Here is a 25,170-nt window from a genome sequence, read left to right on the forward strand (position 1 = left end):
GGTGTTCACCGTGCTGGAGGCTGCTCCTCCAGCTCTGCCATCGCCCCCCGGGATTCTCCAGGTGGCGCGCGAGTTCGATGTCGGAGGAGCGCCGCGCCTCAGCCTGGCGTCGCTTACATGTCCAGGACGAAACTGATGCGTTTGTGGTCACTGTCGGGGCACGAGGGGTCCAGCGGGTCGTGCACCCGGTAACTCCCCCGCACGTACGCGTCGCGAAGAGGCCGGTTGACCAGTGCGCGGTCGATAGTGCGCGGTGGACGCCCGAACGGGTGCGGATACTGCGTCGGGGTGTAGTCGCCCTCCAATTCGGCGACGTCATAGAAACCTATGCCGCCCACACGCCGGGCGGGGCGGCGGCGCAGCCACAGGCGGCGGCCTGGCGTCCAGAACCCGCACAGGTAGTCCAGCGCCCGGGTGTCGGCGACGTGCGGACCCGCCTGCCGGGGCCCGTGCAGAAACATGATCTTGTGGGCGCGGCGGTGGGGCTGGTGCATCATCGGGTCGGGGTTGTTCCAGTCCCCGACCTCCCACATCGGGCCGGACAACGTGCTATTCCAATCCCCCAGGATCACGCACGGGATTTCCGGGTCGGCGAAGCGGTCGAACGTCATGGCGTCGGCCAGGCGTTGGTTGCCGTCGTGGATGTCACCGTGGGTGATGAGGACACGGAACACCTCGCTGCGGCCGGGGATGGAGCACACCAGCAGGTTCCGATTCCGGGAGCCGAAATCGCCCAGCCGGTGGTCGTACCACCGGTGAACCTCGACGGCGGTCGGGTCAACCAAGATCGCCGGGCCGAACGGGCCGCCCTCGCGGGGGAGACTCCCGACGAACGGTACGTACGGCGGGCCACCGGCTCTGCGGAGCGCGACGGCGGCCTCGTACGCGCCCTGGTAGCCGTTGAACTCCCAGCGTTCGGCCTCCCCCACGCCGAGGATTGCGGGCCAGGAGCCGGAGAGCATGATGCGGACCAGGCCCGTGGGGTCGGGTAGGCCGCCGTCCCCGCTGTAGTTGGCGTTGGGGCGTCCGCCGCGTTCGTAGTTGATGTAGTCGATCTGGATCTCCATTGGCTCTCCTCGGGGACCGGTAACGGCGTGGGGGTGGGGTCAGCTTCTGTCGGGGGGTGGGTGCGGAGACGGCGGCATCCGTTCGGCAGGCTGGCGGAAGTTGGTGAGGTCGAAGGTCGCGATCACCGCGCGGTGGTCGCTGAGTCCTTGGCCGTCCAGAACCTGGTAGGAGGTGTAGGTGTCGGGTGGGAGCGTGGACACGATGCGGTCGCAGCGGTAGGCGAGCCCACCTGGTTTCGAGTGGCCGACTGTAGGGGTGGGGTCGCTGAGGACCGTGGCGACGTCGTGGAAGCCGGCCTCCGCCAGCGCCTGGGCGGGGCGTTGGTCGAGCTTGCGTTGCACCTTGTCCCCTGCGGGGATGTCACCCGTTGGCAGTGGCCCGGCGGGCATGGCGTTGAAATCGCCCATCGCGATCACATTCCAGTCGCGGAACAGGCCGAAGCACTGGGCTTCGGCCAGTCTCACTTGCGGGTTGGACGGGGCCAGGTGCACGTTCATGACGTGCAAGGCCATGCCTTCGAACAGCAGTGCCAGGTGAGCGAGGGCGTGCCACCAGGGGTGAGCGGTGTCGTGCTGTTCCTGCACGACCCACAGGCCGGGGCGTTCCCTGACGAGGACCACCAGGTCGCAACCGTGATGGTTGGAGGGGACGAGATAACGGCCGGGCATCTCCAGGCTGGCGGCGACCTGATGCAGCAGCCGCCTGCCGTTCGCGGCCCAGCCTTGGGCTTCCTGGATTGCCCACACGTCGACGTGGGGGTGAGCGTCCATGACTTCGACCTGCCGCCACAGCCGGTCGTCGCCGTTGGGTGACAGGCCGCCGTCCTTGATGTTCCACGTTCCTACGGTCAGTCGTGGCATGGCGTTCTCCGTGTGTCCCTCGTGGGTGTGCGTTAGGACGTTCTGACCTGCGGTGGCAGGAACAGGTCGGGGAGGTGCCGCACGTGGCGGATGACGGGGACGTCCGGCGGCAGGGTCGCGGGCGCCACACCGGCCGGGGCGACCAGTACGGCCCGCATCCGGGCCTGCAGCGCGGGCAAGACGTCCTTGTCGAGGCGGTTCCCGACGTAGCAGATGTGCTGCGGCAGGTATCCGAACGTTGTGATGATCTTCGCGAAGAATCTCGGGTCGGGCTTTTTGATTCCGAGCTGGTGGCTTTGTAGCACGCCCATCAGCAGCGGGGTGACGCCGGCTGCTGCCAGCGGCTTGTCGCGGGGACGGTCGGCCTCCGTGTTGGAGGCCACCGACAGGGACCGGCCGAGCTGCGTGAGCCGGTGCATCGCGGTGACCGCGTCCGGGTCGATCGGGTACAGCCCTTCGTCGTCGGTGGCGGTTGGGGACCGCAGGTCGATGGTGCCGCCGACGTCGAAGCAGATATGCCACACATCGCTCAACGGCGCTCGGGTGCGCGAGAAGGTCACAGCGTCGTTCCTTATGGGAGTGGTCGGGGTGGGTAGGGCCTGCGCCCGCCGTCGCCCGGGACGGGCGCAGGCCCGTACGGGCGCTCCTGCTGGGGCTCGGGTTGCGGAGGTGCGCCCCCGGGTGACCGGATGACCGGTCACCCGGCGTACAGGGAGGTGGGGGAGGATTCGGCGACTGTGCGAATCCACCGCAGGGGGCCGTACGACCCCGCGGCGTTCGCGGTGGCCAGCCATGAGGACGACGCGAGGCCGTACGGCGCGTACGCACCCGCGGAGGGACTCCCCAGCCATGTCCGCGGGGTGCGCCTCCGGGCGTGATGGGAGATCTGATGGTGCGCCCGGAGGTCAGGGGTTAGGGGACAGCAGGTCTCTGCGGGGGGCGCGGGCTGATCGGCACGCCCAGGTCGGTGGCGATGGTCTCGGCGGCGGTGTCGGGGTCGGAGCCGAGCATCTGCCCTCTCGCGTGACCGGTGCGGTACACGTACTCCTGGCGGTCCGGCAGCCACGCGATCTCTTCGCTGCGGTGACGGTAGGTGACCTTCAGCGCCACCTTCACGTCGTCCTCGGAGACGTAGCGGACGGTCGGCAGGGGCATCCGCCGCCGCATGGTTGCCCGTAGTGTCTCCAGCGGTCCGTACTCGTCGCGGCGCCGTTCCAGCATGGCGATGGGCATATGGCGTCTCCAGTCTGTGTCTCTTCGGTGTCAGATGCCGGGGCGGGTGCGGCGGTGCAGACGCCAGGGGCGTCCGGTCGATGGCCGCCGCGCCGCGAGGGGAACCGGCCAGCGGGACGCGCCCGCTCGGCGGCTGCTGGGCCGGGGCACCCGATGCCACACCCCCGGGAGGAGGCAGGTTGCTCTTCCGCTATTTGCGGCCGACCCCGCACAGGAACGGCAGTGGCTCGGTGTCGGGATGCGGCGGGCGGTCCGGGCGCCAGTCGGTGAGCGGCACCAACCCGGGCTCGACGAGCTCGAACCCGTTGAACAGGGCCGCGATCTGGTCGCGGCCCCGCACCTCTGCGTCCGCGGCCTGGTACTTGGCCGCGGCCGCGCTGGTCTGGGGGGTGCGCAGCGCGTGGGAGATCACGATGTGACTGCCGGGCACCACGCGGTCCCGCAGCTCCTGCACGATCTGATACGGCTCCTGGCCGGGGACGAAGTGCAGGACGCTGACGAGCAGCAGCCCTACCGGCCGGGTGAAGTCCAGCAGGTCCGTGACGGCGGGGTGGTTCAGGACTGCGTGGGGGGCACGCAGGTCGGCCTCGACCATGGCGGTGTGTTTCCCGGCGGTGAGGATCGCGCGGCCGTGGACGAGCACCATGGGGTCGCTGTCGATGTAGGCGACCCGGGCGGAGGGGTTGATGGCCTGGGCGATGTCATGGGTGTTGTTGGCCGTCGGGAGACCTGCGCCGAGGTCAAGGAACTGGTCGACACCGATGCCGGTCAGGTAGGTGACCGCGCGGCGGTGGAAGTCGCGGTTCTGCCGGGCGATGCGCGGCAGGGTCGGCAGATCCCGTTCCAGCCGGTGGGCCTCCAGGCGGTCCACCTCGTAGTTGTCCTTGCCGCCGAGCCAGTAGTCATAGACACGCGCCATGCTCGGCCTGGTGGTGTCGACGCCGGGGAGCTGTTCGGTCATGACGCCCCGCCCAGCATTCCCGCGATCGTGCCGGCCGCGGCGTCCCGGTCGGCGGCGGCGTCGGCCGGGAGGACGTCCAGCATGACGGCGCGGTGTTCGCGCAGGACGCTCATGTCCGGGCCGCAGGGCCAGGAGAACGCCGTCAGCGTGACCTCTCCGGTGGTCGTTACGTCGCGGCGGTTGAGGCCGAACACCGGGCACCGCAGGGCGAGCTCGGCGTCGATCCCGCTGAGGTTGGCCAGGGGGACCGTGCGTTGTGCGTGGCAGCGGCTGTCGGGGGTGGTGATCGACCAGCCGGGATATGTGTCGTTTTGGGCAGATTCGTGCATACTCGCGGACAAAGGAAACCGTCTCCCGAAATGCGATGCGATGCGATGTGGTGGTGATCCGGTTTCGGATAGTGAACACGCCGTTCAGTCGGCCGCTCAAGAGGCAAACTGGGGGAGAACCGGGGAGAAATCGAGAAGCGTCCGGATCCTCCCCTTCAACCCCTCCGGCAAGAGGTGCATCGCAACATGTCCGCCGACAAGCAGGTGCTCAGGAAGGCGATCGGTGCGCGGCTGCGTGCCATCAGGGAAGACGATCCGTACTGGACGCGGGGAGAAATGGCCCAGCTGCTGCGCGGCGTGGCCACGACGGCGGAGTTGCCGCACATCGCGCGCCTCGCGTCGCTGACGGACATGATCAAACAGTGGGAGGCCGGAGCGCACCTGCCGCGGCGCCGTTACCGGCTTCTGTACTGCCGTCTCAGTGGTCGCGCGGAGGAGGAGCTTTTCGGGCCGCCGACCGGCCAGGAGCGGATGGCAGATCCGAGCCCGGAGATCGTCGCGGCGATCTGCACGGCCCTGTTCTCCCCGAGCCGTGCTGGTGCCGGCGAGCCTCCCGCTGCGGACGTATTGAAGGCACGGGCACGGCGGGCCTGGCAACTGCGCCAGTCCACCGACTACAACGCGCTGGGCGAACTGCTCGTCGGTGCCCTGGCCGACAGTGAGACGGCTCTGCACGCCCACAGCAGCGGCCCGCACAGTGACGTCCTCGCCGCGTACGTGCACATCCACAACGCGGCCGCGTCGCTGCTCAAGCGGCTCGGCGCTTCAGAGGCCGCGGCCGTGGCCGCCGATCGTGCGTTGCAGGCCGCACGCGCCACCGATGACCTGCTACTGGTCGGGGCCGCGACGCTGCGCCTGGCGAACGTGTTCCTAGCCGGAGGCAGGCTGACCGAGGCCGTGGACACGGCGGTCAACGGAGCGGACGCGCTCCTACCGCGCATGCACGACGGTGCCCGGTACGCCGCGACGTGGGGGGCGCTGCTGCTGACCGGCGCGGTGGCCGCCGCGTCGCTGCGGGACAGGTCCCAGGCGTGGGAAATGCTCGGACAAGCCAAGGTAGCCGGGGCGTTGCTGGATGAGGAGTTCGCCGACCTGCACGCGATTTTCGGGCCGGTGAACCTGGCCATCCACGGTGTGCAGGTGGCCACCGAGCTGGACGACCACCGGGAGGCGCTGCTGCGAGCCCGGCGCGTCAATGCCGACCGGCTGCCGCCAGTGCTGCTGGAGCGGCGCTCCACACTGCTCATCGACGTGGCCCGCGCCCACCGGGCGCGCGGCGACAACACGGCGGCGGCCGGGGCGCTACAGGAGGCCGAGCGTGTCGCGCCGCAGGAGGTGCGGTACAACCCGGTTGCCCGAACTCTCGCCTCCGGGCTGCTGGCCGCCTCCCAGCGCCGTGACCCCGACCTGCGGGCGCTGGCCGAACGCCTGGGGGCCTCAACCTGAGAGGTGAATGCCGCCATGGCCGCTCGGCCCGTGTTGTACGTCATCGCATGCGGAGGACGCCCCGCCGCAGATCTCCCCGGCTTCATCACCTGGGCGCAGGCCCGGGGATGGGACACGTGCGTCATCGGCACCCCGGCCGGCATGAAGTTCCTGGACGCCCCGCGGCTGGCCGAGCTGACGGGGCATCCGGTGCGGGACGACTACAAGCGACCGGAGGACCCGGATGTGCTGCCGTTCCCGCCGGAGGGGTTCGTGGTCGCGCCGGCGACGTTCAACACCATCAACAAATGGGCGGCCGGGATCAGCGACACCCTCGCGCTCGGGTTGCTGAACGAGGGCCTGGCATCGGGGGCGCGGATGCTGGCGGTGCCGAACCCCAACACCACGCTCGCCAAGCATCCGGCCTTCGGCCGGAGCGTGGAGTTTCTGCGCGGCTGCGGGGTGGAGGTGTTGTTCGACCCGCAGGTGTATCCGCTGCCGACCCCGAACCTGGGGGAGTCCAGCCGTGACCTGTTCCCGTGGGAGGCCGTGCGGGAGCGGGTCGCCCAGTGGGAGGCGTGAGATCCCCGCGCCACCGTCGTGGGCACGCCGGGGGAGAGCCGCGGGCAGGTCGCGACGAAACGGGCAAAGAGCATGCCGTGCAGCGGATGCCGCGGCTAGTCTGAGAGCGCGATGTGGAGGCGCCCCGGTCCTTTTCTCGCGGAGGGACCGGGGCTCCTTTTGCGCGCACGCTGCGTGTTGCTCGTTCTGCCTGGAGTGCGGCTGAGGCCCGCCGGTGGTCAGATGACGTTGTCGGGGTCGTCCAGCCACACCATGTGCGCCTCGGGAGTGACGGTCAGCCCGAACCGGGTGATGTCCGGCCGTCCCCACCTCAGCCACTGCACGTAGGCGTGTTCGACCTCGTCCCACAGGTGGCGGGTACCGGCCTGCTGGACCTCGAAATCGTCCTGGCCGGGCTCGTAATCCACCGACGCCCATGGCCCGCTGTGGTCGTCGCGGTCCAGCACCCACAGCGTCGCGCCGTCGTCGTCCTCGTAGTACCGCGACACCACACCCGGCACCAGGGCGGCGACGGCCACATCGACGCTGACCGGCCCGTACCGCAGGGCACGCGGGTCCACCTTGGTGCGGCTGGTGCGCACCGTGCGGTCGGCCGCCCGAGTCCACTCTCGGGCCTGCCCGCCCGCGGGACGCTGCGCGCGCAGCATCATGAAGTCGGCCGACCCGGCGAACCGGCCCCTGGCGGTCCCGTCCGGCAGGACGTCCAGCCGCACCAGCGCGCCGACTCCGAACCCGGGCGAGTACGGCGCCACGATCACACCGCCCGGGCGGGTCTGCTCCACCCACGCCGCCACGATCCACGACACCCCACAGGTGACGTGGACCCGATCGTAGGGTGCTCCGGCGGGCCATCCCTCGGCGCCGTCGCCGATGACGATCCGGCAGTCATACCCGGCCTTCTTGAGCCGTTCGGCGGCCTGCATCCCCAGCGCGGGATCGACCTCCACCGTGGTCACGTTCTCGGCCCCGATCCGGTGCGACAGCAGCGCGGCCGTCCATCCCGAGCCGGTGCCGATCTCCAGCACGCGGTGATGGTCGTAGGGGTCGAGCTGTTCCAGGCTCTCGGCCACCACGGTCGGCATCGACAGCGACGAGGTGGCCAGGCCCTCGCCCTCGGCCGCCCCGTCCTGGAACTGGGTGATCAACGGCTGGTCGAGCGCCACCACACGGTCCCATTCGGCGGGATCGGCGTCGCGGTCCACGCGCACCCAGGGGCCGGGCCCGAGATCGGCCCAGATCACCGAGGGGGTGAACAGGCTCCGGGGAACCCGCTCCATCACCTCACGCCAGTCGGTCACGACTTGCGCCCGTCGCTCGGGTTGCCGTTGGTGCCGTCGCCTTTACCGCCGTGCCCGGTGCCCTTGGTGCTGTCGCCGCTTCCACCGGCGGTTTTGGTCTCGTCGCCCTGGCCGCCGTCGCGTCGTCCCATTGGGCTACTCCTTCCTGATGCTGCGTGTCTTGCCGGTCCAGCGTGATCTGCCCGCCGCGCCGGCGTCTGCCTGTGCAGCACTCGCTGTGAGATCCTGCGAACAGACAGTGCTCCAGTTGGGAGGGGAAAGGCCAGAGGTTTGCCGCAGTTTGCCGCTACGTGACCTGCCAGCTAGTCCGGGTTGTACTGCTCGTGCGGGATCGCCCGCTCCCAGACCATCTCGAACGCCGCCACGACCTGGGCGACGTGGCGCGGGTCGGACACGAACTCGTACTGCCTGAGGCTGGCGCCGTCTCCGGAGTTGTAGTTGTACCGGACGAGCCGCTGGTCGAACATCCACAGGTCGGCGTGCGGGAGCAGCAGGCCGGACGCCTGTGGCCGGGGCAGCCATCGCACGTCCTCACCGGCCTTGATGTTCATCTTGGTCACCATGTGCTCCCAGCGGATGTAATCGGTCACCGGCTCCGACACGATCCGGGCGCGCCGCACCGTCACCCCGCGCGCCACGGCTGACCCGATCAGCTCACACCAGTCGTCCCAGCCGTCGTCGATGCCGGACCCGCCCGACAGCCAGTCCCGGAAGGCGGGGGTGGTGGGGTCGTAGGTGTCGCGCATCTCCAGATGGACGGCGCTGCGCGTGCATGTCGCCAGCAGCTGCCGGAACGTCGGCTGCCCAGGGCCTTGGCGTCCTTGGTCGTAGGAGCCGGTGGCCGCCTCCGCCAGGATGGGTGCCATGGCCGCAGGCTGCCAGACCACGGCCTCGTCGGCGCCGATCACACCGTGCCCGGTGACGGCCGCGATGATCTCGGGATCGGTCACGACCCGACCCTGCTGGTAGAAGTCGCCGCTGACCGGGTCGCGGAACACCGCGGGACATTCCTCGCGGTCGGAATCGGGATCGTTGCCGACAAAGTCGATCTCACGCACGGCGATCTCCTTGGATCTGTGGGAGCGTTCCGCCCCAGACCCTCACCCGCTCAGCGCGGCCGGTCAAGAACCTCAAGCGCTTCGCTGATGAGCGCTCGCGCCGCCTCTCCATGCACTGCGAGGGACCACAGCCGGTCCCACGCTTCGGCGTACAGCCGGATCTCGTCCGGGGCGGTGATGGTGAGCGTGCCGGAGACGAGCTCGACGCCGACGAGCTCGGTATCGACCATGGTGAACGACTCGTCCGGCGAAACGCCGCGCCGGTCGATGTCGCGCGGGATGATCCCCAGGGACACGGTGGGCCGGCACATCGCCGACAGCAGGTGCCGCAGCTGCTCCCGATGCACCTCCACCGGGCCGGGCCGGTACCACAGGACGTCTTCTTCCAGGCAGAACAGCCATCGCGCATCGGGCCGCTTGAGGCACTCCTGTCGCTGCATGCGCGCCTCGACCGCCGCGGCGACGTCGTCGAGCGCCAAGTGCTGTTCCTTGCGCGCCTGCGTGAGGTAGACCGTCGTCATGGCCGAGGTCTGCAGGAGCCCGGGGATGACCTTGGTCTGGTAGACCCGGCTGAGCTTGACCCGCCAGTACTCGTCACGCAGCCGTTCCTGACGGCCCTTGAGGCCGCCGCGGTTGAGCTGGCGATGCGTTTGCCACATGCCCGCGACCGCGCGCATCTCCGCCAGCAGCTCCTCGGTGCGCTCGGGCGGCACCCCGCACACCTCGCACCATGTCCGCAGGTCCGCAGCCGAGATCGGCCGGTGCCCGTGCTCGATACGGCTGACCTTGGACACCCCGGCCTTCCAGCGAGCCCGGCGTGCCAGCTCACGGCCGGTCAGCCCGGCGTCTTCCCGGATCTGCCGCAGCTGGTCGGCAAGACGCTGCCGGGCGGACTGCATGGAGGACGAGACGGGAGGTGGCATAGTCCCGGTTCTACCGACAACAGATCGATACGGGCCCTGGGTTTGCCGGAGGTTGCCGGGATCCGCGAGCCGCCGAACCTGCTCGGCGCTAGCTCAGCCGTCTTCGTCTTCGGTCCCGTCGGCGTTGCGAGCGGCCCAGCTGAGCATGCCCTCGGCCTCCCATGTGGAAAGGCCACCGGTGGCGACCGCGATGAGCCCGTAGGGGAAGTCCGCGTCCTCGGGCCGCAGGCATTTCACGACACAGACCGCCTCAACCGGCTCCCATCCCTCCGGGAGGTCTTCGACCTGCAGCCCGTACAGCTCGGCCATCAGCTGAGGGGCCTGTCCGTCTCCGGTGCCACCGCCGCACAGCCGGTGGTGTGCGGGGACCTCACTCGAAGGTCCTGATCGGCACGCTCACTTTGACCTCCACGTAGTCCCAGGGGGCGTCGCCGTTCTCGGCCAGGTGCGCGGGCACCTCCTGCCGGTCGCCGCCGGGCATCCAGCCCTTGAGGTAGGTCAGGTTCTCGGTGAACGGCCCGGCCGCCACCACTCCGCCGTCGGCGAGCTGGAGCGCCAGGTCCCGGCGTAGCTTCCTTCGCAGGTTCTCCCTGGTGTCGGGGTTGCTCCACTGATGCCGGTCGATGCGCTGCGAAGCGAAGTCCAGGCCGTCGGAGTGGTCGAGGACGGCCGCAGCGATCTCGTTGGCCGCCTCGGGCGGCAGCGTGATCCCGCGCCGTCGGGCGGCGTTCTGCGCGGCCTGTCCGGGGCCTGTGGTGGTCGTCATGATGCCTCCGTGCCGGTCGGTCGCCTCGTGTCCTGGTCAGGGGACTGGCCGCCGGCGTGCCGTCCCCGAGCCGTGCACGTGTTCAGTGTGCACCACGCGACGATCAAGGAGTGGTCGGTGCAGCAGTGTCACCGGCACTGAGTGCGACGCGCTCTGGGGGGACCGGTTCCGCTCCCCGGTGTCCAGGCCACAGTCAACGGGAGGGGGGCGATGGACGACGCGGTCGTACGGGAGTTGGCCGGCCGGGCACGCGCCATGCTCGACCCGTCCGGCGCGAAACGCATCGAGATCGGCCCATGCCCCGAGGCCGAGTGCGACGGGGTGTTGTACGCGACGTGCCGCCGAGACGACGACCCCCGGCCGAGCGTCATCTACTGCCCGGCGTGTGGGCTCGAAAAGGGCGCCGAGGAGTGGCGGCGGTTCGGACGCGAATACCTGCGAGGAAGGAGAATGGCAGAATGAGCGAGCGGACGTCCCAGTGGTACGACCACATGGGCAACATCCTGACCGCGCCCTACAGCGATGAGCCGACGGGCTGGCGCAGGGATGACCGGTTCACACATCGCCTCATGAAGCCCTCCACGTCTGGCCCTGTCCAGGCCATCACGTGGTGCGGCCTGCGTGTGCATGAGATTCCAGGGCGCGGTGAGATCGACTGTCCGAAGTGCTTGGAGGCGATACGGGAGGAGTGACGCCCGTGTCAGCGCGGCCACTCGCCTCACTCTTCCGCAGTGGGCGCATCCTGGTCTGCGGGGGGCTCTCTCCACTTGCCCAGGTCGTGGCCGGTCAGCGGCTTGAGAGTGGAGGAAGCAACGGGGATGGCGAATCGATCGCCTCGCTCACCGTCGGCGCTCAGCCCGGCCGCCCTCCACTCCACCACCAGTTCGGCGCCGACCTCAGCGGTTACGAGAAGCGGCACGTGCGGCAGCCGCAGCCTCTCCCGTGGACGCAGGTCGACGGCGTCGAACTCGATACTCAGGCCGTCCCCGAGTTCTTCCACCTCCCAGCCGCAGAACATCCTCTGGAGCCCTTCAGGCATGATGGGAAAGGGGCCGCCGTGGATCTCGCCCACGTTGACCACTGGCGGCATGGGGGCGCCGTAGGGGAGAGGCGGTCGAGGAAGCCGGAACTCGGGAAGCTGCTCGTCGACTGGTCCGGGGCTGAACAGCTTGCCGTCTGTCTGAACCGTTACGTTGACCCTTACGTCCCGGAAGGGCCGATCCACGCGGTTCACCAGAGTTAGGGACAGCCCTCCCGGCTCGTGTCGCAGTTGCTCATCGAAGAACCGTTCTTTGAAACGCTCCTTCAGTTCTTCCAGGTGCGCGTCCACCTCGGCGGCGTACTCCTCCCAGGTGCGCGTCTCCTGGCTGGCGAGGTAACGTCCAACGGATGAAAGGGCTTTGCCGTCCTGGTGTCGCGCGTTGAGAAGCCGCTCACGGTGCTGCTCCAGGTGCAACTCGATGTGCTCGGGGAAGTCCGCCCACCTCTCGACCTGTGGCTGAGAAGAGACGAGCTCGACATCGAGGCGATTCTGCGTGGTGGCGAATCGTTGCAGCAACATCCGCCATTCCCCGGGCTCTGCCTTGACCGTCTGGGCGTTGCGTCGGATGAACACGGTGTGCTCCGAATGGACGAATCCCTCGCCCCTCGGATGCGGCAAAGGCTTACGGAGGTAGTGGATGGGGTCGCCGTAGCTCGGTGGATCCACCACCAGGATGAGCACATCCTTGCCGTCCAGTTCGACGTATTCGGCGTGCCATACCAGGTCCGGGCCGATGTACGGCTTGAGATCCTGCTCCATGTCGTTGTGATCGACCGAGGTGACGCCAGGGACCTTTCCGGGGCTGACGCCGATGAGCAGGTAGCCGTAGCCCGCCGCCCATCGGGCGGCCACGTCAGGTGATCGGTTGGCGAACCCAAGGATGTGCTTGACCAGATGTACTCGCGCCTGGTCCGTGCCGAGGGGCAGGGTGCTCTTCCACTCGACCCACCTGGACTCGTCGTGCGGGCCGGCGTCGCGCACTGCTTCGGCTAGGCGCCGCAGTTGCGAGGGCAGCAGGAAGGCGCTGGATGCGTCGATAGAGAACGCCACCTCGGAATGCTACTCCGCTCCTTTGGGCTATATGGGAGGTTTGTCGGTCCAGGTCCCAGATGAAGGGTGATGAGGAGGGGGGCGGCGCGGACGTCACGGTGCTCGTCACGTGTCGGCCTCTGGCGGCGAGTCTGGATACGGCGGTTCGACTGCACATTGCGAGGGCGGCTGAGCCCCCGGGTGTCGCACCGGGGGCTTCGCTTGCCGGTCAGGCCATCCGCAGACCCGCGTCCATGGCGCACTGGAAGTGTCCGAGCACGGTCCTGGTGGGGTTGTTGGGGTCGATGAACTCTGATACCTCTTCGCCTGCCTGGTTGACTGGGAAGCCGTACTCGTCGGTCTTGATCTCCTCGCCGCAGAGTTCGCAGTCCATGTCGCTGTCCTTCCGCTACGCATCTATGTCTTTATTATAGGCCAAACTTTAAGACATAGCTAGGGTTGCGGGAAGTGGCGTGATGGCGTCTGAGGTGCACTGTCAGCCCGCAGGCGCCTACTTGACACAGCTATCGAGTAGGCCAAGCTTGCGGACCCGTGGCGGGGTGCCCCGCCGTCGCTCCCATCAGGGCGGTGCCCTGATCGCGGGTATACATCTCTCCCTGGGGTGCGAGAGCCCCGGGCATCGTCCCGGGGCTCTCGCTTCCGAGCGCCCGTCCAACTCCTCAGGGCCTGCAACCTTCGGCTACAGGTGCTCACCTGGTGCGCATCTCCGCGGCTCGCCAGGGGGCAACTTGAGGTTGCCTCATTAGGGGGGCTCACCGACCTCCCCTAAGGAAAGGTGCGGCCATCAAGAATTGCGCGAGGGCAGAGCGCTCATCGTTTACGCCCGACGCCGCAGAACTGCGACACCTCGGGCGGCTGACCCCGCGGCGTCGCTTCCGGCCCATGCCGCGCGCCTCCTCGGGGGACAGCCACCCCTTCATCGAGCCGCGCTTGACCAGGACCACGCCGGTTCGCTGGCGTGAGGACCCGGCAGGTTGCAGTGTCACGGTGGTGGGGTGGCCGAAGAACGGGCGATCCCGGCCCGTGGCCAGGCCGGTCATCAAGGCCGTGATGACCTCCCCGGCGATCTGCATCCGCAGCATCTTGCCCATGAGGTCGGCGTACGCTGCGCAGGTGAACAGGTCTTCTGCGGTGTCGCGGACATCTGAGACCGGGGCGTAGGTGTCGATCGATCCCCAGCGCAGGTGACAGGCCGCTCCGATGCCGGGCACATCTCGCGTTGAGGCGATCTGGATCGTTTCGATGGTCGCCATGCGGCACAGTTTGCCAACCGGCGACGGTCGAGGCGCCCCCAGTGGCTCCGGCCAGAGGGTCGGATCCCAGGGCCGTGCGATGGTGCCAGCGGCGTGCGGACCGTCACCACCACCGCCCGGTCTGGGGCGGTCCGCACGCCGGTCGTGCCATCCCCGTCTCCGGGGGCATCGTTCCCTTGGCCATCCCCCGCCTCAGGAACCGTGACTAATCATTACATCACTGGCGTAGCGATGACGACTTTTCTGCAATGATCACGATGCAGGGCAGCCGGTCACATCCCCGTGAGCCGCGACTGCCCCTGCGGCCATGGCGCGACCTGTACGGGGGCGCTGAACAGGAGCACGGCCCGGGCGCCGGAGGCTTCCCTGAGTCGCTCGCGGTCGAGCTCGTCCAGGGCGTCAGGGTCGCGCCAGCCGGAGACGATCAGCAGGAACGGTATCTCGGGGCCATCGCCGGGGAGCGCCATGACGGCGATGGTCGCGGCGGGATGGGGCGCCCGCGCGGTCTGCTCGGCGGCGAGGGCCATGCGCAGCAGGTCCCGGTAGGCGCGGCCGCGTGTCCAGCCGGTGCCGCAACGTGCGACTCCCGGCGGGAACTGTCTGGGTTCCGCGAGGTACCCGTTGAAATATTGTCGCGCCGAGCGCCAGCGTCCTTCCCGGGCGCGGTGGATCGGCCAGGCGAGCCGGCGGGGGAGCCGTCGCCATGCCTGGCGGCGATCCACGGAATTGGCGAATTCCCGCAGGTCCCGTAGGAGGCCGACCGGGTAGATCTCGACGGGACCGAGCTGGTCGAGCATCCGGGAGTCCTCCCTAGGGCGGCGGAGCCGGGTCACAGTGACCTCCCGAAACGCTGGATGGTCTGGCGCAGCTCCTGATCGGACTGGGTGCGGCGAGTGGAGCCGGGCAGGCCGCGGTAGTCGGCGTTCAGCTCCAGAACGTCCTCGATCATCTCCGGATCGGCTCCGACGACGACCGTGACGTCCAGGTGGCCGCGCAGCAGCCCGCGCAACAGGTCGGGCCAGCTCACGGTGACGGTGCTTCGGACGAAGGGATCGTCGATCGGCCGCCTGAATGTGACCGTGCGGTCATGCACGAGAGTCGTGACGTGGTAGCGGGGACCGGTGTCGGTGGTGCTGTAGGTGGGAGTGATGGATGTGCGCACGGGTCTCCTTGAAACCGGGGGATCAGCTCTGTGGCGGGTCGTACGGCGGCTCGATCGCGATGTGATCGATATCGCTGACACGCACCGTCGCGTATCCACCGGTAACCGTCTGAATGATCAACGCGGTGGTGTCCTCTCGCTCCAGCAGTGCGGCAGCCAGCTCGGCGGCGCCCTTGAGTGATGCGCCTTGGGGGGCGGGCGCGTCGATCACTGCTCCGCCCTTGGTCACGTATTGGTACATGATCTGGGGGGCTGTCATGGCAGGCATTGTCACACCCCGGTGCCATGTCACGGCGACGACCGGAACGGAAGGTGAAGGTCAATGATCGCGTACAGTGTGGAGCGTCGGGCATATCCGGCAACTGAGTCACCTCCTCGCTGTGATCGGCGGGGCCCGTGCCACCGGGGGGACGCGGGCCCCGCACCGCCGGGAATGACAGACCGTGGCGATCCGCTGGGTATCCATTGACCGCGCGTACTGTTGATCTATGGCCGAAAGCCCGCACGATCGGACCGGTGTCATCGTTATCGATGGCCGGGAGATCTACGACCTCGTCCAGCGCTGCGTGCAGCAGGGCGAGCAGATCATCGGCGATCTCAAGGTGGTGCGGGAGAACCTCAGCGCACTGCAGGACCAGGGTCGCGATCACGAGCAGCGGATCCGGCGGCTGGAGGCCGAGGGCGTGACCCGTAGCGAGCTGGAGAACAGGCATCGCCGGACGATCGGGGTGATCACCGTGATCGTGTCGGCCGTCGGGGTGATGGTCGCCGTAGTCCAAGGGTTGGTCAACACCCTGGGGTGACCCGCCGACAGGGACATCATGGCGGCCAGGAAGAGGAGGATCAGCGGTGCCGGAGTACCTGAACACGACATGGACGGGCGACGCGATCGCGGTACCGCCGTCGGATCGGCTGCGCCTGCCGGGCCGGTGGGTGCCGATCCGCTTCGACACGGATGTCTCCGACGCGGCCGGGCACCACAGCGGTGACAGCCCGCTGATCTGCAACGGCCCCAGATACCTGGACGGCAAGCTTGTCCTCAGACTCGAGGATTTCGGGACGTCCGTGGAACTGCAGATCCGCCAGTATGAGGTCAGCGCCGCGGGCGACCGGGTCGAGGAGCACGAGCCGCACGAGTTCTACACCTCGGCCGTCCCGGTCCCTACCGGCGGCGACGGGAACCCCTTGTACCCGGCACGGATGCATTACCACTACCACGTGTTCAGCTACGTCAACTCCGGTCACCGCTTCGGCCTGGAGATCAGCCAGTGGCCGTCCGATCCGTCGGCGGCGCCGACAGGGAAGCTGGTGAAGGCGCAGTTCTGCGGCACGCTGACTTCCTTGGGCTGAGGCGAGGCGACGTGCCGGGCATGGATGATCGGTGTCGCGCGGATGCCGAGGCGCGTCTGGTGCTGCGGGGCGTCGACGGGGCGTTCCTGTCGTGGCAGCCGACCGTGTCGGATGTGCTGGCCGAGGACTGGCGCATCCCGGACGGTGGGAAGTGATCAGCGGGTGAGCAGGTGGCCGTGCCGGTCCTGGCACCCGATCGACAGAAGGGAGACATGCAGGTGTACGCGAGCATCGTGCGGACGGCTGTGCCGATCCTTGTCGCGGTTCTGGCCGACCTGGCGGCACGGCTGAAGTTGGACCTGCCGGAGACGCTGCTGACCGAGATCGCCACCGCCCTGGCGGCGGGCGCGGTCGGTCTGGCCTACTACTGGGTCGGGCGGATCATCGAGCGATGGCGGCCAGGCGCGGGCCGGGCGGTGCTGTCGCTCGGCCTCACGCGGGCGGGCAACCCTCGGTACTCGCATGTGACCAGTGGACGGACGCGGCGGCTTCCGCTGGCCTAGCAGCGGTTGCGCCGTCCCTGACCGCCGCCGGGATGCGCCAGCAGGCCAGGGACGAGCGACCAGGTGGGCATACCACTTGACTATGTCTTTCAATTAGGCCAAAATTGAAGACATAGAGAGGAGGTGCCCGTCATGAACACCACCCGCCTGCACGTCGCCGGTGACACCGTCGAGGCCGTCTTCACTTTCACCATCGAGGGCGGCGTCAACTACACCCTGGAGGGCCCCTACTGGAACGGCGCTCTCCACGCCCAGCCCTTCTTCTTCGGTCTGCACCCGCGCAACGGTGTCACGGTGACATTCGCTCCCTCCCCGGTGAGCGGCGCAACCTTCGACGCCGGCGACTGGTCCCTGACCGGCTCGGTCCGCTGCGGCCCGCCGGACATGCTCCCCGGCCCGCACCCGCTCAGCCACCGCGGCTACCCGATCAATCAGGTCCGCAAGGACGACCCCAACACGGCCGAGGACATCGAGGAGCTAGTCGCCGCAGTCGCCCGTCACTACGTCAGCCTCCACCCCTAACTGGTCAGTTTGCGCTCGTCAGGGGCACAGGTGAGGCACGGGCAGCAGGGTTCGCCAGTCTCAGCGGCGGCGTCGTGGAAACGCTGGTAGGTATCGAGCTTCTCACCGAAATCCGACCCGTCCTCGGCGAGGACCTTGAGCCTCAGCGCCTGGGTGGGATTGGGGACGAACGCGGCCATGTTGCCTCCTTGACGGGGTGATGTGGTCTCCATCCTCCGCGGGGGCGGCTCGCCGCGATACCTGAAATCCGGTATCGCGGCGAACCTGCTGACCTCACTTTGCAGCTCCTAGTAGCCGCAGAGGAGAAGGCCCCCGACCCTCCAGCCCAGGAGGAGCAGGGGCCCGTCCGCTGTCTCAGGACACCCGCGACAGCGCGGACCGCAGCGCGTCCAGATGCGAGTACACCACCTCAAGGGCGCTCGTGCGTGGCTGGTCGCAGCCATAGACCACCAGCCATCCCGCATCGCCTCGGACGAGGATCTCCTCGCCGTCGCGCCACACCGGCAGCTCCTCATGCACCGTGGTGTAGTCGTCGGTGACGGTGGCCGGGTCGTCGAGCCAGGTACGCATCTGCTCCAGCGCCGCCCGGACCGCGGCCCGGTCCCCGGCGGGGAACGCGAACCCCTCCTGCGTCACGCGGAACCGCAAATCCGGAGGGCTGTAGAGGTAGAAGGACTCCCGGCGGGCCTCAACACGGTACCCCTCCATCTCCGGGGTGGGGTCCAGGACAACGCCCATGATCAGCTCCTGCTCTATCCGGGGTAGGGTGGGCCCGGCGTCCAGCCGTGGTGCGACGCCGGCCCCTTCCTCGTGGGCGGGGTGACAGGGCCCCGGTCCTTCAGGTGGCGGGCGCCCGCCGGTACGCGCGGCCACAGGCCGGGACCGGACATCCCTCTCCCTGACCGTCACCCCTTCAATGGGAAGACCTGCCTGGAGCCTAGTGCACCTGCCCGGCGGAGGCCGGGCGTCATCGGGCACCTGGGGCAAGAGATCTCACACGGTGACTCATACGGAATCCCGTTGACGTCGCGGGTACGAGGCCCCCGCTCAGGCACGCCGCTCACCCACGTGCGAGCAGTACCGCGGCGCCGGTCATCACGCTCCAGAATCGCGGCGGCCCGAAAGGACGGCTTTCCGGCGTCGGCCCCAGGTGCGCAGCCGAGCCGCCAGCAGCCCCCGGACCATGCCCGGGGCCATGAGCGTTACGAGGACAAGGGAAGCCCAGGAGTGTTCACCGCCCCGCCCGGCCCAGTGCACCGGCTGCGCGGTCACGCTCAGCCCGGCGGTGTCCAGCAGGTGCAGGAGCTCGACGTCGAATGCCCAGGTCCGCCAGGTCGCGGTCTGGGCGACCAGATCGGCCGCGGCCCGGTTCATGACCTTCAGCGGAGCCTGAGTGTCGCGCACGGGCAGGTGTGGGAAGAGCAGCCGGGTGGCGAGGATGAAGCCGTTGGTCTTGAAACGGCGAGCGCGGGACCAGTCATGTTGATCGCGGTGGGCTGCTATGCAGTCGGTCTCGCCGGACAGGACCCGGCAGGCCGCGGTCTGAAGGTCGGTGGGGTCTGCCTCCAGGCCGTAGTCGGCGTCGAGGTAGGCGACGGCCCGGCCGCGGGCGGCGGTGAATCCGGCGTGGACGGCTGCGGCCTTGGCACCGGGCACGTCCAGGAGGCGGACTCTGGCGTCGGTGGTGAGGGCGTAGGTGCGGGTGTCGGCGGCCGTCGGCCCCGTGGTGCGGGTGTCGGTGACCACCAGCACCTCGACGTCATGCCATGCGGCGCGGACGGCGTCGAGGGTTGCCGCGATGTGAGGGTAGTTGTTACGGGCCGGGATGATCACCGACAGTTCGGGGGCGGGCGGTTCAGGAGCGGGGCTGGGTGACGGCATCGACGTGCTTCTCCTTGTAGTTGGCCCACGGCATCAGCCGGGCGGCGCGGCGCGCCAGCCCGGTCGCTTCCAGGGATGCGGCGGCGAGCTCCAGATTGATCAGGTCGCGGCGCCAGGTCCGCCGGTCGTGGGCGGTGTTGGTGTGGGAGCGGGCGGCGGCCGCGGCGACCGAGCGGATCAACGTCGCCAGCGTCGCGGGGCCTGCTTGCTGGCGCAGGTGCGGCGGGATTCGACGGGGGGTCCACATCGGTGTGCCGTGCCCGATCAGCCCGCCTGTGGAGGCGGCCTTACGGCCAGGGGTGAACAGGTAGGCGTGTGTGCGTTCCCCGCCGGTGACGAAGGTGACCGGGGGCGGGGCCTGGTGGCCGGTGAGGGGCTGGATGCCCCGCCCGGACCGGACCATGGCGTCCGGCCGTTCAGGGGTGTGGTGGTACCAGCCGTGGCCGGTGTGCCGTAGCAGCCGCGGCGGGCCGATGCGGGCGGGCCGGTGGGAGTCCAGCACCGCCAGGACCGTATCGGCCACGAGCTGCCGGTTGGCGTATCCGTAGCAGACGGCGGTGTCGGACATCTGGAGGAACGCTCGGGACAACGGGTCGCTGGCGGGCAGCCCGAACAGCTGGTGTGCTGCGACGAGCTCGGGACCGATCAGACCGAGGTGCAGGCAGCGGGTGGCGATCGGAGCGAATAGCGCGTCGTAGGCCCAGGCGCGGATGGCCGGGGCTCCCGTGTGGACGACCAGCACCAGCTCGCCTTCCACCACGGTGGCATGGTCGCCGGCATGCGCGGTGGTGGGGAGTGGGTGGGCGGTGTAGAGGCTGATGAAGTGCCCGGCGACCGATCCGGCGTGGTCAGCAAGGGCTCGGCGCAGGCCTGCGGGCAGCAGGCCCGGGTGGCCGGGTCGGGGCGGCTGCTCGGTCAGCGCCGGGTGGGCGAGGTAGCGGTCCGGCGCGCCGAGGGCGGCCGCGCCCTCGGTGAGGACCTGCTCGATGTCGATCCTGGGGGCCCGGCGGGTCGGGGAGGTGACGCCGATCGCTGTGGTGATGTCGGCGAACACCTCGCGGGCTTGGCCGACGTTCCAGGCGCGGGCGTCGATACCGGTGGCGATGACGGCGAATCCGCAGGCCACGTCCGGGACGGCTGTGGGCAGCACCATCGGGTCGGGCCCCTGGGTCGTCACGACGACGCCCGTCGGTACGCCGACCGTCTTGGCCGCGATGTCGGGGAACACCTCGACCTGGGCGACGGTGGGCAGCCCGGCGACCGCGCGCAGCAACTCGGCCAGCGGTGAGGCGAGGAACGCTGCGGTCAGGTACGCGTCGCAGTGCAGCCGCAGCCGTCCGGCTGGGGGGAGGTCGACGGGCGCGGTCATCGCGGGCTGTCTCCTTCGGCGGAGGTGCGGGAGGTGAGAGGGCCGCCGGGCAGGCCCGCCCAGACCAGCGGGGGCTGCGTGGCCCATTCGGGCGGCGGCTGCGTGAGCCAGAGCAGGCCGATGCCGTCCGACAGCATGGTCAGCCGGGCGCCGAGGTCGACCAGACGCCGTGGTGGCGTGGTGCCGGCGGGCAGCAGCACGGCGGCCACGCCCACCGAAATGAGCGTGTCGAGAGGCTGCTCGTCCAGCAGAGCCCGGGTCTGATGGTCCAGGGCCAGCACGACCGGGGTGTCCGATGGGGACGCGGGAGGTTGGGTGACCACCTGGAGCCCCTCGGGGGTGCGCCGGTGCTGTGACGGCGGTTCCGGGAGCTGGGGAGCGGTCGTGCCGCCGTCCGGGTGGAGCGTGAGCGTCCCGGCGTCCCCGTCCACGGTGACCAGCTGCCCGTCGATGACGGTTTCGGGCGCGGTGAGCAGCCCGGTGACGCAGGGCTTGCCCAGCTCGCGGGCCACGATCGCGGTGTGGCAGAGCAGACCGACGTCGGCGCAGGCGATCCCGGATGCCCGCAGTAGAGCGGGGACCAGCTCGGGCCGGGCCGGACCGGAAACCAGGATGTCGCCGTCGCGCATCCGCTCCGCCTGTTCCGCGTCCATGATCACCGTGGCCGATGCGGTCGCGGTGCCTGGTGAAGCGCCCTGCCCTGCCAGCACCATCGGCGCCCCGTCCGGCCGAGCGGACTGGGGCGCGGGCTGGCGCGCGTCGTCGCGTGGGGTGTCGGGGGAGCGGGTGGCGGGTCGGGCCTGGACGAGCCACAGGTTGCCGTCGCCGTCGCGAGCCCACTCGATGTCCAGCGGCCCGGCACCGAGAACGGTGTGGGCGCGGTCGGCCAGCGCGAGCAGCGCCTTCCGGCCGTGCGGATCGAGTGCCGGGGCGTTGATGAGCTCGCGGGGCGGCCGGGCGTAGATCAGGCCGTCGCCGCTGAACACCAGCTTCGCCCGTCCGCCGCCGGGCCAGTCGATCCACTCGCCGGGCGGCATGTCCAGCTCGCCGCGCGCTGCGGGCAATGCGGCCGCGTACTTTTCCGCGATCTGCTCGACGGTCTCGCCGTCGGCCGGGCCGGGCTCGATGACGTCGGGGGCGCAGTCCCCAGCCACGAGCAGAGTCGCCAGGCCGAGGGTGGTCTCGATGCGCCAGCTGTCCATGCTCCAGCGCGTGAACAGCACCCCCGAGCAGGCGGCCCGGACGGCGGTGTGGACGAGCACGGCCATGCGGGCGGGCGGCTCCACCCCGAGCGCGGCGGCGTAGTCCTGCACGGTCGGGCTGTGCAGGGAGTCGTGAACCTCGCTCACCGCTTCGGCGATCCGCTCCGGGACGGCCGGGGTGAAGCGGGAGGCGAACAGCCCGGCGAAGCTGGCGTGCTGTCCGTCCTCACCGGCCGCCGAGGACCGCATGACCAGCCCGTGGGGTGCGTGCTCGGTAGCCCAGCGTGCCAGCCGCTCGCACAGCTCGCCGCCGTCTTCGGCAGCGATCCTCGCTACCTCGTCCGGCAGCAGGACAAGTCCATCGGGCACGGGGACTCCCGCGACCTGCAGACGGCCCAGCACGTGCGCCTTCCCCCCGGAGGTGGGGGAGGCGGCGGCCTCTCGCAGCGTCAGCACGGCGACCTCCCCGCGTCGGCGCCCCGGTCGGCGCCTGCGGCGGGCCGGTCGGTGGCCGGGCCGCAGCGCAGGTCGATGAACTGGTCGAGGGTCAGCCGTGTGGGGTCCATGCCGTGCGCTTGGCCGAGCATGCGCAGGCCGCGCAGGACTCGCTGCTGGGCCTGCTTGCGATATTCCTCCTCGTCGGCCGCGAGCCGACATGCGACCGCGATGGCCTGAGTCCGCTCGTAGGCGGCGGGGTCGTCGGCGGAGGCGAGCAACGCCGCGGCGTACAGGGCCTCGCGCCGCCGGTCGGCGGTCTGATGGGCGGTGTGCAGGGCGGTCAGCTGCACGCTGGGGTCATCGTGGTCCTCGGCCGCCCAGCGGTCGCGTAAGGCGGCGACGCTGGCGGCCACGGCGGCGGGGTTCTCCCAGGCGGTCTTGGCCATCCCCTGCGCCTGCAGGTATCCGGCCCGGTCGGCGAACGCCGCCAGGTCGCCGGTCTGGGAGGTCTCCAGCAGCAGCGCGTGCACGTCGAGCAGATGCGCGGGAACGGTCGGCACCATCTGCGCCAGCAGGCAGGCGCGGCCTGCCTCCGCGCTGCCCAGCAACATCGATAGATGTTCGGCGGCCTCCCGGGTCGGCAGCATCCAGTTGAGCGTATGGAAGGCCATCACCTCGTCCAGCGCCATGGCCAGCTCGTCCAGCCCTGCGGGCGGCACGGCGGCGATCAGTGCCACCTCTAGGGCGTGGATCGCGTCGGACAGCCGGGCGCGGGCCGCGTCGAATACGTCGCGTGCCTGCAGCGCGCCCTGCAGGGTGAGCAGCCGCGTGCGCACGCGGCGGCAGAAGTCGTCGTAGCGGGCGGCGGGGATGTCGATGACGCCCGGACGCCGGGTGATGCCCAGCGGGGCGGGCTCGCCGAGCAGCATTCTGGGGGCCGCCTGTAGCCCCCGCCCGTACAGGTCGTACTCGACGAGGGCGCCCACGTCGCCGAGTTCGATTTCGTAGTCGCAGACCACCAGCTCGCGCCAGCGCAGCTCCATAGCAGGGTCTCCCTTGCGCGCGATCGTCATGCCGGGAATCGCCAGGGGCGGTACAGGGGCGGCCCCTGCCCGAGGGCTGGGGCCGCCCCTTGGCGAGCGCGATCACCACGGCGTGGTGATCGCGCTCTGGTGTCGGCCGCGTGTTAGGAGGCGGAGGTCCCGCCGCTGGCCGGGGCGGTCGTGGTGGCGGCGGTGCCGGGCCGCGCCTCGGGCTGCGGGCGCGTCTCGGACTTGCCGGCCAGCTTGGCGACCAGCTTGGCCAGCTTGCTGTCGGCTAGCATCGACTCGGACATGACGATCATGGTCCTTTCGTCAGGTGTTGCGGCGGCAGCGCATGGGCCGCGCTGCCGTCCCCTGCCTGGTCGGCGGGGAGCTGTAGAGCAGCAGGCCGGGGGCGTCACCAGCCCAGGCCGGTGACCTCCTCGCCCGCTTCCTTGACGTCCTTGACGGTGTCGACCCCGCGCCAGTACCCAGAGATCTTGTAGGCGGCCAGGCGCTTGTCGACGGCGAGCTGCGGGAAGGTGGTGTCCTCGTGATCGCCCTTGACCGGAAGCAGCTCCACCACGTCCGGCTCGAACGCGTAGACACCGCCGTTGATCCAGTACGGCAGCCGCGGGCTCTGCACGAACCCGGCGATGCGGTCTTCGTCGTCGAGCGTGGCGATTCCCCAGGTGGTCCGGTACTGGGCGAGCGCGATGGTCGCCATCGCGTCCGCCTGGTGGTGCCGGTCGATGAAGTCGGCCAGCGGGAACCGAGTGAGGACGTCGCCGTTGAGGGCCAGCCACCGTTCCCCCGTGTAGGGGAGGTGGCCCGCGGCAAACCGGAGCGCCCCGCCCCGGCCGAGGGGCTCCTCCTCCACCGCGACCTCGATGGCCATCGGGTAGGAGTGGCCCTGTAGGTGCTTGTCGAGCACATCGGCGAGGTAGCCGCAGGAGACCACGACGTGTTCGCATCCGGACGTGGCGAGCCATTCCAGCTGCCAGTCCACGATCGGCTTGTCCGCGACCGGCACCATCGCCTTCGGCCGGTCGTCGGTGTATGGGCGTAGCCTGGTCGCCTGCCCGCCGGCCAGGATGATCGCCTGCCGGACCTGCGCGTTCCTTCCAGAAATCGACATGCCAGAACCCTAGTGCGGGCCGGATGTCGGCGACCGCCGCCTCGTTGATGTGCGGCAGGCGCGGCGCGTGCTTGCGGTCAGGCGAGGTCATGGACTCGCTCCACCTGGTTGCCTTGCTCCCCGCAGAAGGGACAGCCCAGAAGCCGCCTGCGGCAGGGGTGCTCAATCCTCCCAGTGTGGTCGCAGACGTGCCACCCGCACTCGTCGTGCGAGCAGTGCGGCCCCCACAGGACGGGCGCGGACGGGGCCTGGTCGAGCGCGAGCAGGTCACGGCCGTGCACGGCCATCCAGGTCTCGAAGACCTCGTGGTTGGGGTTGGTGGGCGGGGTCGGCCAGATCCGCCGCCATTGCTGGTCGCGTCCGATGCGGGCGGCCTGGTCCAGGTGCTCACCGTCGATCGGGGACTGCTCGGCCGGGTAGTGCTCCAGGACGACGAGCGGCAGGTCGAGGGCGTAGTCGAGGACGGCCCGGATGTGCTCGGCGCTGTTGGTGACGCTGGCGCCCTCGCCGAGCTCGGTGACGACCGCCAGATACGCGGGGTCTCCGTCGATGGTGGCGGTCCAGACCCGCAGCCGGGCGCGCCCGTATCCGGCGGCGCAGCTGGAGGGATACCACCAGCGGGGGTGGTTCAGCAGCAGAATGTCCGGGGCCGGGAGCGGCGGGAACAGCGCGTCCCCGGTCAGCTCACTGGTCATGGTTCACGCCTCCTTTCCCGGGAGGGCACTCGTGGTTGCT

35 protein-coding genes are annotated in these 25,170 nt (G+C 69.7%); 8 read left to right on the top strand and 27 right to left on the bottom strand.

From position 1 onward, the window contains the following. Positions 1 to 113: 113 nt before the first annotated feature. From ABD811_RS23380 to ABD811_RS23405, 6 genes are all read right to left on the bottom strand, one after another. On the bottom strand, positions 114 to 1,067 hold the full coding sequence (locus tag ABD811_RS23380) for an endonuclease/exonuclease/phosphatase family protein (RefSeq protein ID WP_344951493.1): 954 nt from the start codon (positions 1,065 to 1,067) through the stop codon (positions 114 to 116). 39 nt (positions 1,068 to 1,106) lie between these two features. Further along, positions 1,107 to 1,928, bottom strand: a complete 822-nt coding sequence (locus ABD811_RS23385) for an endonuclease/exonuclease/phosphatase family protein (protein WP_344951496.1) — start codon at positions 1,926 to 1,928, stop codon at positions 1,107 to 1,109. 32 nt (positions 1,929 to 1,960) lie between these two features. Further along, positions 1,961 to 2,488: an HAD family hydrolase gene (locus ABD811_RS23390; protein WP_344951499.1), complete on the bottom strand. Its 528-nt coding sequence runs from the start codon at positions 2,486 to 2,488 to the stop codon at positions 1,961 to 1,963. Positions 2,489 to 2,840: 352 nt separating this feature from the next. After that, complete coding sequence (locus ABD811_RS23395) at positions 2,841 to 3,161, bottom strand: hypothetical protein (protein ID WP_344951502.1); 321 nt, start codon at positions 3,159 to 3,161, stop codon at positions 2,841 to 2,843. 190 nt (positions 3,162 to 3,351) lie between these two features. After that, positions 3,352 to 4,122, bottom strand: coding sequence for an SAM-dependent methyltransferase (locus ABD811_RS23400; RefSeq protein WP_344951504.1), 771 nt, complete (start codon positions 4,120 to 4,122; stop codon positions 3,352 to 3,354). Continuing rightward, positions 4,119 to 4,451 (bottom strand): hypothetical protein, encoded by a 333-nt coding sequence (locus ABD811_RS23405; protein WP_344951507.1) that lies wholly within the window; start codon positions 4,449 to 4,451, stop codon positions 4,119 to 4,121. Before ABD811_RS23405 ends, ABD811_RS23400 begins: the two co-directional genes overlap by 4 nt. Before the next feature lie 186 nt (positions 4,452 to 4,637). On the opposite strand from ABD811_RS23405, the gene ABD811_RS23410 reads away from it, so the two are divergent. Further along, positions 4,638 to 5,897: a hypothetical protein gene (locus ABD811_RS23410; RefSeq protein WP_344951509.1), complete on the top strand. Its 1,260-nt coding sequence runs from the start codon at positions 4,638 to 4,640 to the stop codon at positions 5,895 to 5,897. Positions 5,898 to 5,912: 15 nt separating this feature from the next. Beyond that, a complete protein-coding gene (locus ABD811_RS23415) occupies positions 5,913 to 6,458 on the top strand; it encodes a flavoprotein (protein WP_344951512.1) in 546 nt (181 codons plus the stop codon). Positions 6,459 to 6,676: 218 nt separating this feature from the next. Here ABD811_RS23415 and ABD811_RS23420 read toward each other — a convergent pair whose 3' ends face one another. The 6 genes from ABD811_RS23420 to ABD811_RS23445 form a co-directional block, all read right to left on the bottom strand. Continuing rightward, the gene (locus tag ABD811_RS23420; RefSeq protein ID WP_344951515.1) at positions 6,677 to 7,756 is read right to left on the bottom strand and encodes a methyltransferase domain-containing protein; all 1,080 of its coding nucleotides are present in this window, start codon (positions 7,754 to 7,756) and stop codon (positions 6,677 to 6,679) included. Beyond that, positions 7,753 to 7,887 carry a hypothetical protein gene (locus ABD811_RS23425; RefSeq protein WP_344951517.1) on the bottom strand — a complete coding sequence of 45 codons (135 nt, stop codon included), beginning with the start codon at positions 7,885 to 7,887 and terminating at the stop codon, positions 7,753 to 7,755. The genes ABD811_RS23420 and ABD811_RS23425 overlap by 4 nt, the downstream gene beginning before the upstream one ends. 171 nt (positions 7,888 to 8,058) lie before the next feature. Continuing rightward, on the bottom strand, positions 8,059 to 8,814 hold the full coding sequence (locus tag ABD811_RS23430; protein ID WP_344951520.1) for a DUF6879 family protein: 756 nt from the start codon (positions 8,812 to 8,814) through the stop codon (positions 8,059 to 8,061). Between the two features lie 50 nt (positions 8,815 to 8,864). Then, positions 8,865 to 9,713, bottom strand: a complete 849-nt coding sequence (locus ABD811_RS23435) for a helix-turn-helix domain-containing protein (protein ID WP_344951521.1) — start codon at positions 9,711 to 9,713, stop codon at positions 8,865 to 8,867. A 117-nt stretch (positions 9,714 to 9,830) separates the two neighbouring features. Next, positions 9,831 to 10,046: a hypothetical protein gene (locus tag ABD811_RS23440; RefSeq protein WP_344951524.1), complete on the bottom strand. Its 216-nt coding sequence runs from the start codon at positions 10,044 to 10,046 to the stop codon at positions 9,831 to 9,833. 61 nt (positions 10,047 to 10,107) lie between these two features. Continuing rightward, positions 10,108 to 10,503 carry a hypothetical protein gene (locus ABD811_RS23445; RefSeq protein ID WP_344951526.1) on the bottom strand — a complete coding sequence of 132 codons (396 nt, stop codon included), beginning with the start codon at positions 10,501 to 10,503 and terminating at the stop codon, positions 10,108 to 10,110. 210 nt (positions 10,504 to 10,713) lie between these two features. On the opposite strand from ABD811_RS23445, the gene ABD811_RS23450 reads away from it, so the two are divergent. Then, positions 10,714 to 10,965, top strand: coding sequence for a hypothetical protein (locus ABD811_RS23450; RefSeq protein WP_344951528.1), 252 nt, complete (start codon positions 10,714 to 10,716; stop codon positions 10,963 to 10,965). 256 nt (positions 10,966 to 11,221) lie between these two features. On the opposite strand, the gene ABD811_RS23455 is transcribed toward ABD811_RS23450, so the two are convergent. The 6 genes from ABD811_RS23455 to ABD811_RS23480 form a co-directional block, all read right to left on the bottom strand. Then, positions 11,222 to 12,595 (bottom strand): AlbA family DNA-binding domain-containing protein, encoded by a 1,374-nt coding sequence (locus tag ABD811_RS23455; protein ID WP_344951531.1) that lies wholly within the window; start codon positions 12,593 to 12,595, stop codon positions 11,222 to 11,224. Between the two features lie 208 nt (positions 12,596 to 12,803). Beyond that, entirely contained in the window at positions 12,804 to 12,968 is a 165-nt protein-coding gene (locus ABD811_RS23460) for a hypothetical protein (protein WP_344951533.1), read from the bottom strand. A gap of 379 nt (positions 12,969 to 13,347) precedes the next feature. Then, positions 13,348 to 13,848 (bottom strand): hypothetical protein, encoded by a 501-nt coding sequence (locus tag ABD811_RS23465; RefSeq protein ID WP_344951535.1) that lies wholly within the window; start codon positions 13,846 to 13,848, stop codon positions 13,348 to 13,350. Between the two features lie 272 nt (positions 13,849 to 14,120). Next, positions 14,121 to 14,645: a hypothetical protein gene (locus ABD811_RS23470; protein WP_344951537.1), complete on the bottom strand. Its 525-nt coding sequence runs from the start codon at positions 14,643 to 14,645 to the stop codon at positions 14,121 to 14,123. A 32-nt stretch (positions 14,646 to 14,677) separates the two neighbouring features. Then, complete coding sequence (locus ABD811_RS23475; RefSeq protein ID WP_344951540.1) at positions 14,678 to 15,010, bottom strand: hypothetical protein; 333 nt, start codon at positions 15,008 to 15,010, stop codon at positions 14,678 to 14,680. Between the two features lie 22 nt (positions 15,011 to 15,032). Then, positions 15,033 to 15,269: a hypothetical protein gene (locus ABD811_RS23480; RefSeq protein WP_344951543.1), complete on the bottom strand. Its 237-nt coding sequence runs from the start codon at positions 15,267 to 15,269 to the stop codon at positions 15,033 to 15,035. Between the two features lie 229 nt (positions 15,270 to 15,498). Between ABD811_RS23480 and ABD811_RS23485 the strand changes: the two genes are divergently transcribed. From ABD811_RS23485 to ABD811_RS23505, 5 genes are all read left to right on the top strand, one after another. Then, the gene (locus ABD811_RS23485; protein ID WP_344951544.1) at positions 15,499 to 15,813 is read left to right on the top strand and encodes a hypothetical protein; all 315 of its coding nucleotides are present in this window, start codon (positions 15,499 to 15,501) and stop codon (positions 15,811 to 15,813) included. A 46-nt stretch (positions 15,814 to 15,859) separates the two neighbouring features. Next, positions 15,860 to 16,360: a hypothetical protein gene (locus ABD811_RS23490; protein WP_344951547.1), complete on the top strand. Its 501-nt coding sequence runs from the start codon at positions 15,860 to 15,862 to the stop codon at positions 16,358 to 16,360. A 20-nt stretch (positions 16,361 to 16,380) separates the two neighbouring features. After that, positions 16,381 to 16,515, top strand: coding sequence for a Thoeris anti-defense Tad2 family protein (locus ABD811_RS23495; protein ID WP_344951551.1), 135 nt, complete (start codon positions 16,381 to 16,383; stop codon positions 16,513 to 16,515). A 57-nt stretch (positions 16,516 to 16,572) separates the two neighbouring features. Next, a complete protein-coding gene (locus ABD811_RS23500; RefSeq protein ID WP_344951554.1) occupies positions 16,573 to 16,863 on the top strand; it encodes a hypothetical protein in 291 nt (96 codons plus the stop codon). A 132-nt stretch (positions 16,864 to 16,995) separates the two neighbouring features. Continuing rightward, entirely contained in the window at positions 16,996 to 17,385 is a 390-nt protein-coding gene (locus ABD811_RS23505) for a hypothetical protein (RefSeq protein WP_344951556.1), read from the top strand. On the opposite strand, the gene ABD811_RS23510 is transcribed toward ABD811_RS23505, so the two are convergent. The 9 genes from ABD811_RS23510 to ABD811_RS23550 all read right to left on the bottom strand — a co-directional run bounded on the left by ABD811_RS23510 (position 17,382) and on the right by ABD811_RS23550 (position 25,130). Next, a complete protein-coding gene (locus ABD811_RS23510) occupies positions 17,382 to 17,564 on the bottom strand; it encodes a hypothetical protein (protein WP_344951559.1) in 183 nt (60 codons plus the stop codon). The genes ABD811_RS23505 and ABD811_RS23510 overlap by 4 nt on opposite strands. Before the next feature lie 175 nt (positions 17,565 to 17,739). Beyond that, on the bottom strand, positions 17,740 to 18,123 hold the full coding sequence (locus tag ABD811_RS23515; protein WP_344951562.1) for a hypothetical protein: 384 nt from the start codon (positions 18,121 to 18,123) through the stop codon (positions 17,740 to 17,742). A 357-nt stretch (positions 18,124 to 18,480) separates the two neighbouring features. Continuing rightward, positions 18,481 to 19,266, bottom strand: coding sequence for a glycosyltransferase (locus ABD811_RS23520; RefSeq protein WP_344951565.1), 786 nt, complete (start codon positions 19,264 to 19,266; stop codon positions 18,481 to 18,483). Continuing rightward, positions 19,241 to 20,635, bottom strand: coding sequence for an RtcB family protein (locus tag ABD811_RS23525; protein WP_344951568.1), 1,395 nt, complete (start codon positions 20,633 to 20,635; stop codon positions 19,241 to 19,243). The genes ABD811_RS23520 and ABD811_RS23525 overlap by 26 nt, the downstream gene beginning before the upstream one ends. Further along, the gene (locus ABD811_RS23530) at positions 20,632 to 22,293 is read right to left on the bottom strand and encodes a PEP/pyruvate-binding domain-containing protein (protein ID WP_344951571.1); all 1,662 of its coding nucleotides are present in this window, start codon (positions 22,291 to 22,293) and stop codon (positions 20,632 to 20,634) included. The genes ABD811_RS23525 and ABD811_RS23530 overlap by 4 nt, the downstream gene beginning before the upstream one ends. Beyond that, the gene (locus tag ABD811_RS23535; RefSeq protein ID WP_344951573.1) at positions 22,287 to 23,348 is read right to left on the bottom strand and encodes a hypothetical protein; all 1,062 of its coding nucleotides are present in this window, start codon (positions 23,346 to 23,348) and stop codon (positions 22,287 to 22,289) included. The genes ABD811_RS23530 and ABD811_RS23535 overlap by 7 nt, the downstream gene beginning before the upstream one ends. 113 nt (positions 23,349 to 23,461) lie before the next feature. Beyond that, on the bottom strand, positions 23,462 to 23,611 hold the full coding sequence (locus tag ABD811_RS23540) for a hypothetical protein (protein ID WP_344951576.1): 150 nt from the start codon (positions 23,609 to 23,611) through the stop codon (positions 23,462 to 23,464). 104 nt (positions 23,612 to 23,715) lie between these two features. Then, positions 23,716 to 24,435, bottom strand: coding sequence for a nucleotidyltransferase family protein (locus ABD811_RS23545; protein ID WP_344951578.1), 720 nt, complete (start codon positions 24,433 to 24,435; stop codon positions 23,716 to 23,718). A 77-nt stretch (positions 24,436 to 24,512) separates the two neighbouring features. After that, positions 24,513 to 25,130, bottom strand: a complete 618-nt coding sequence (locus ABD811_RS23550) for a hypothetical protein (protein WP_344951580.1) — start codon at positions 25,128 to 25,130, stop codon at positions 24,513 to 24,515. Positions 25,131 to 25,170: the final 40 nt, after the last annotated feature.

This window comes from Actinomadura miaoliensis (genome assembly GCF_039536785.1).
Taxonomy (GTDB): Bacteria; Actinomycetota; Actinomycetes; order Streptosporangiales; family Streptosporangiaceae; genus Spirillospora; species Spirillospora miaoliensis.

Coding starts and splice junctions, on each gene's coding strand:
- ABD811_RS23380 (WP_344951493.1), bottom strand. CDS start 1,067: ATGGAGATCCAGATCGACTACATCAACTACGAACGCGGCGGACGCCCC.
- ABD811_RS23385 (WP_344951496.1), bottom strand. CDS start 1,928: ATGCCACGACTGACCGTAGGAACGTGGAACATCAAGGACGGCGGCCTG.
- ABD811_RS23395 (WP_344951502.1), bottom strand. CDS start 3,161: ATGCCCATCGCCATGCTGGAACGGCGCCGCGACGAGTACGGACCGCTG.
- ABD811_RS23400 (WP_344951504.1), bottom strand. CDS start 4,122: ATGACCGAACAGCTCCCCGGCGTCGACACCACCAGGCCGAGCATGGCG.
- ABD811_RS23405 (WP_344951507.1), bottom strand. CDS start 4,451: ATGCACGAATCTGCCCAAAACGACACATATCCCGGCTGGTCGATCACC.
- ABD811_RS23410 (WP_344951509.1), top strand. CDS start 4,638: ATGTCCGCCGACAAGCAGGTGCTCAGGAAGGCGATCGGTGCGCGGCTG.
- ABD811_RS23415 (WP_344951512.1), top strand. CDS start 5,913: ATGGCCGCTCGGCCCGTGTTGTACGTCATCGCATGCGGAGGACGCCCC.
- ABD811_RS23425 (WP_344951517.1), bottom strand. CDS start 7,887: ATGGGACGACGCGACGGCGGCCAGGGCGACGAGACCAAAACCGCCGGT.
- ABD811_RS23435 (WP_344951521.1), bottom strand. CDS start 9,713: ATGCAGTCCGCCCGGCAGCGTCTTGCCGACCAGCTGCGGCAGATCCGG.
- ABD811_RS23440 (WP_344951524.1), bottom strand. CDS start 10,046: ATGGCCGAGCTGTACGGGCTGCAGGTCGAAGACCTCCCGGAGGGATGG.
- ABD811_RS23445 (WP_344951526.1), bottom strand. CDS start 10,503: ATGACGACCACCACAGGCCCCGGACAGGCCGCGCAGAACGCCGCCCGA.
- ABD811_RS23450 (WP_344951528.1), top strand. CDS start 10,714: ATGGACGACGCGGTCGTACGGGAGTTGGCCGGCCGGGCACGCGCCATG.
- ABD811_RS23460 (WP_344951533.1), bottom strand. CDS start 12,968: ATGGACTGCGAACTCTGCGGCGAGGAGATCAAGACCGACGAGTACGGC.
- ABD811_RS23465 (WP_344951535.1), bottom strand. CDS start 13,848: ATGGCGACCATCGAAACGATCCAGATCGCCTCAACGCGAGATGTGCCC.
- ABD811_RS23470 (WP_344951537.1), bottom strand. CDS start 14,645: ATGCTCGACCAGCTCGGTCCCGTCGAGATCTACCCGGTCGGCCTCCTA.
- ABD811_RS23480 (WP_344951543.1), bottom strand. CDS start 15,269: ATGACAGCCCCCCAGATCATGTACCAATACGTGACCAAGGGCGGAGCA.
- ABD811_RS23485 (WP_344951544.1), top strand. CDS start 15,499: ATGGCCGAAAGCCCGCACGATCGGACCGGTGTCATCGTTATCGATGGC.
- ABD811_RS23495 (WP_344951551.1), top strand. CDS start 16,381: ATGGATGATCGGTGTCGCGCGGATGCCGAGGCGCGTCTGGTGCTGCGG.
- ABD811_RS23500 (WP_344951554.1), top strand. CDS start 16,573: ATGCAGGTGTACGCGAGCATCGTGCGGACGGCTGTGCCGATCCTTGTC.
- ABD811_RS23505 (WP_344951556.1), top strand. CDS start 16,996: ATGAACACCACCCGCCTGCACGTCGCCGGTGACACCGTCGAGGCCGTC.
- ABD811_RS23510 (WP_344951559.1), bottom strand. CDS start 17,564: ATGGCCGCGTTCGTCCCCAATCCCACCCAGGCGCTGAGGCTCAAGGTC.
- ABD811_RS23515 (WP_344951562.1), bottom strand. CDS start 18,123: ATGGGCGTTGTCCTGGACCCCACCCCGGAGATGGAGGGGTACCGTGTT.
- ABD811_RS23520 (WP_344951565.1), bottom strand. CDS start 19,266: ATGCCGTCACCCAGCCCCGCTCCTGAACCGCCCGCCCCCGAACTGTCG.
- ABD811_RS23525 (WP_344951568.1), bottom strand. CDS start 20,635: ATGACCGCGCCCGTCGACCTCCCCCCAGCCGGACGGCTGCGGCTGCAC.
- ABD811_RS23535 (WP_344951573.1), bottom strand. CDS start 23,348: ATGACGATCGCGCGCAAGGGAGACCCTGCTATGGAGCTGCGCTGGCGC.
- ABD811_RS23540 (WP_344951576.1), bottom strand. CDS start 23,611: ATGTCCGAGTCGATGCTAGCCGACAGCAAGCTGGCCAAGCTGGTCGCC.
- ABD811_RS23545 (WP_344951578.1), bottom strand. CDS start 24,435: ATGTCGATTTCTGGAAGGAACGCGCAGGTCCGGCAGGCGATCATCCTG.
- ABD811_RS23550 (WP_344951580.1), bottom strand. CDS start 25,130: ATGACCAGTGAGCTGACCGGGGACGCGCTGTTCCCGCCGCTCCCGGCC.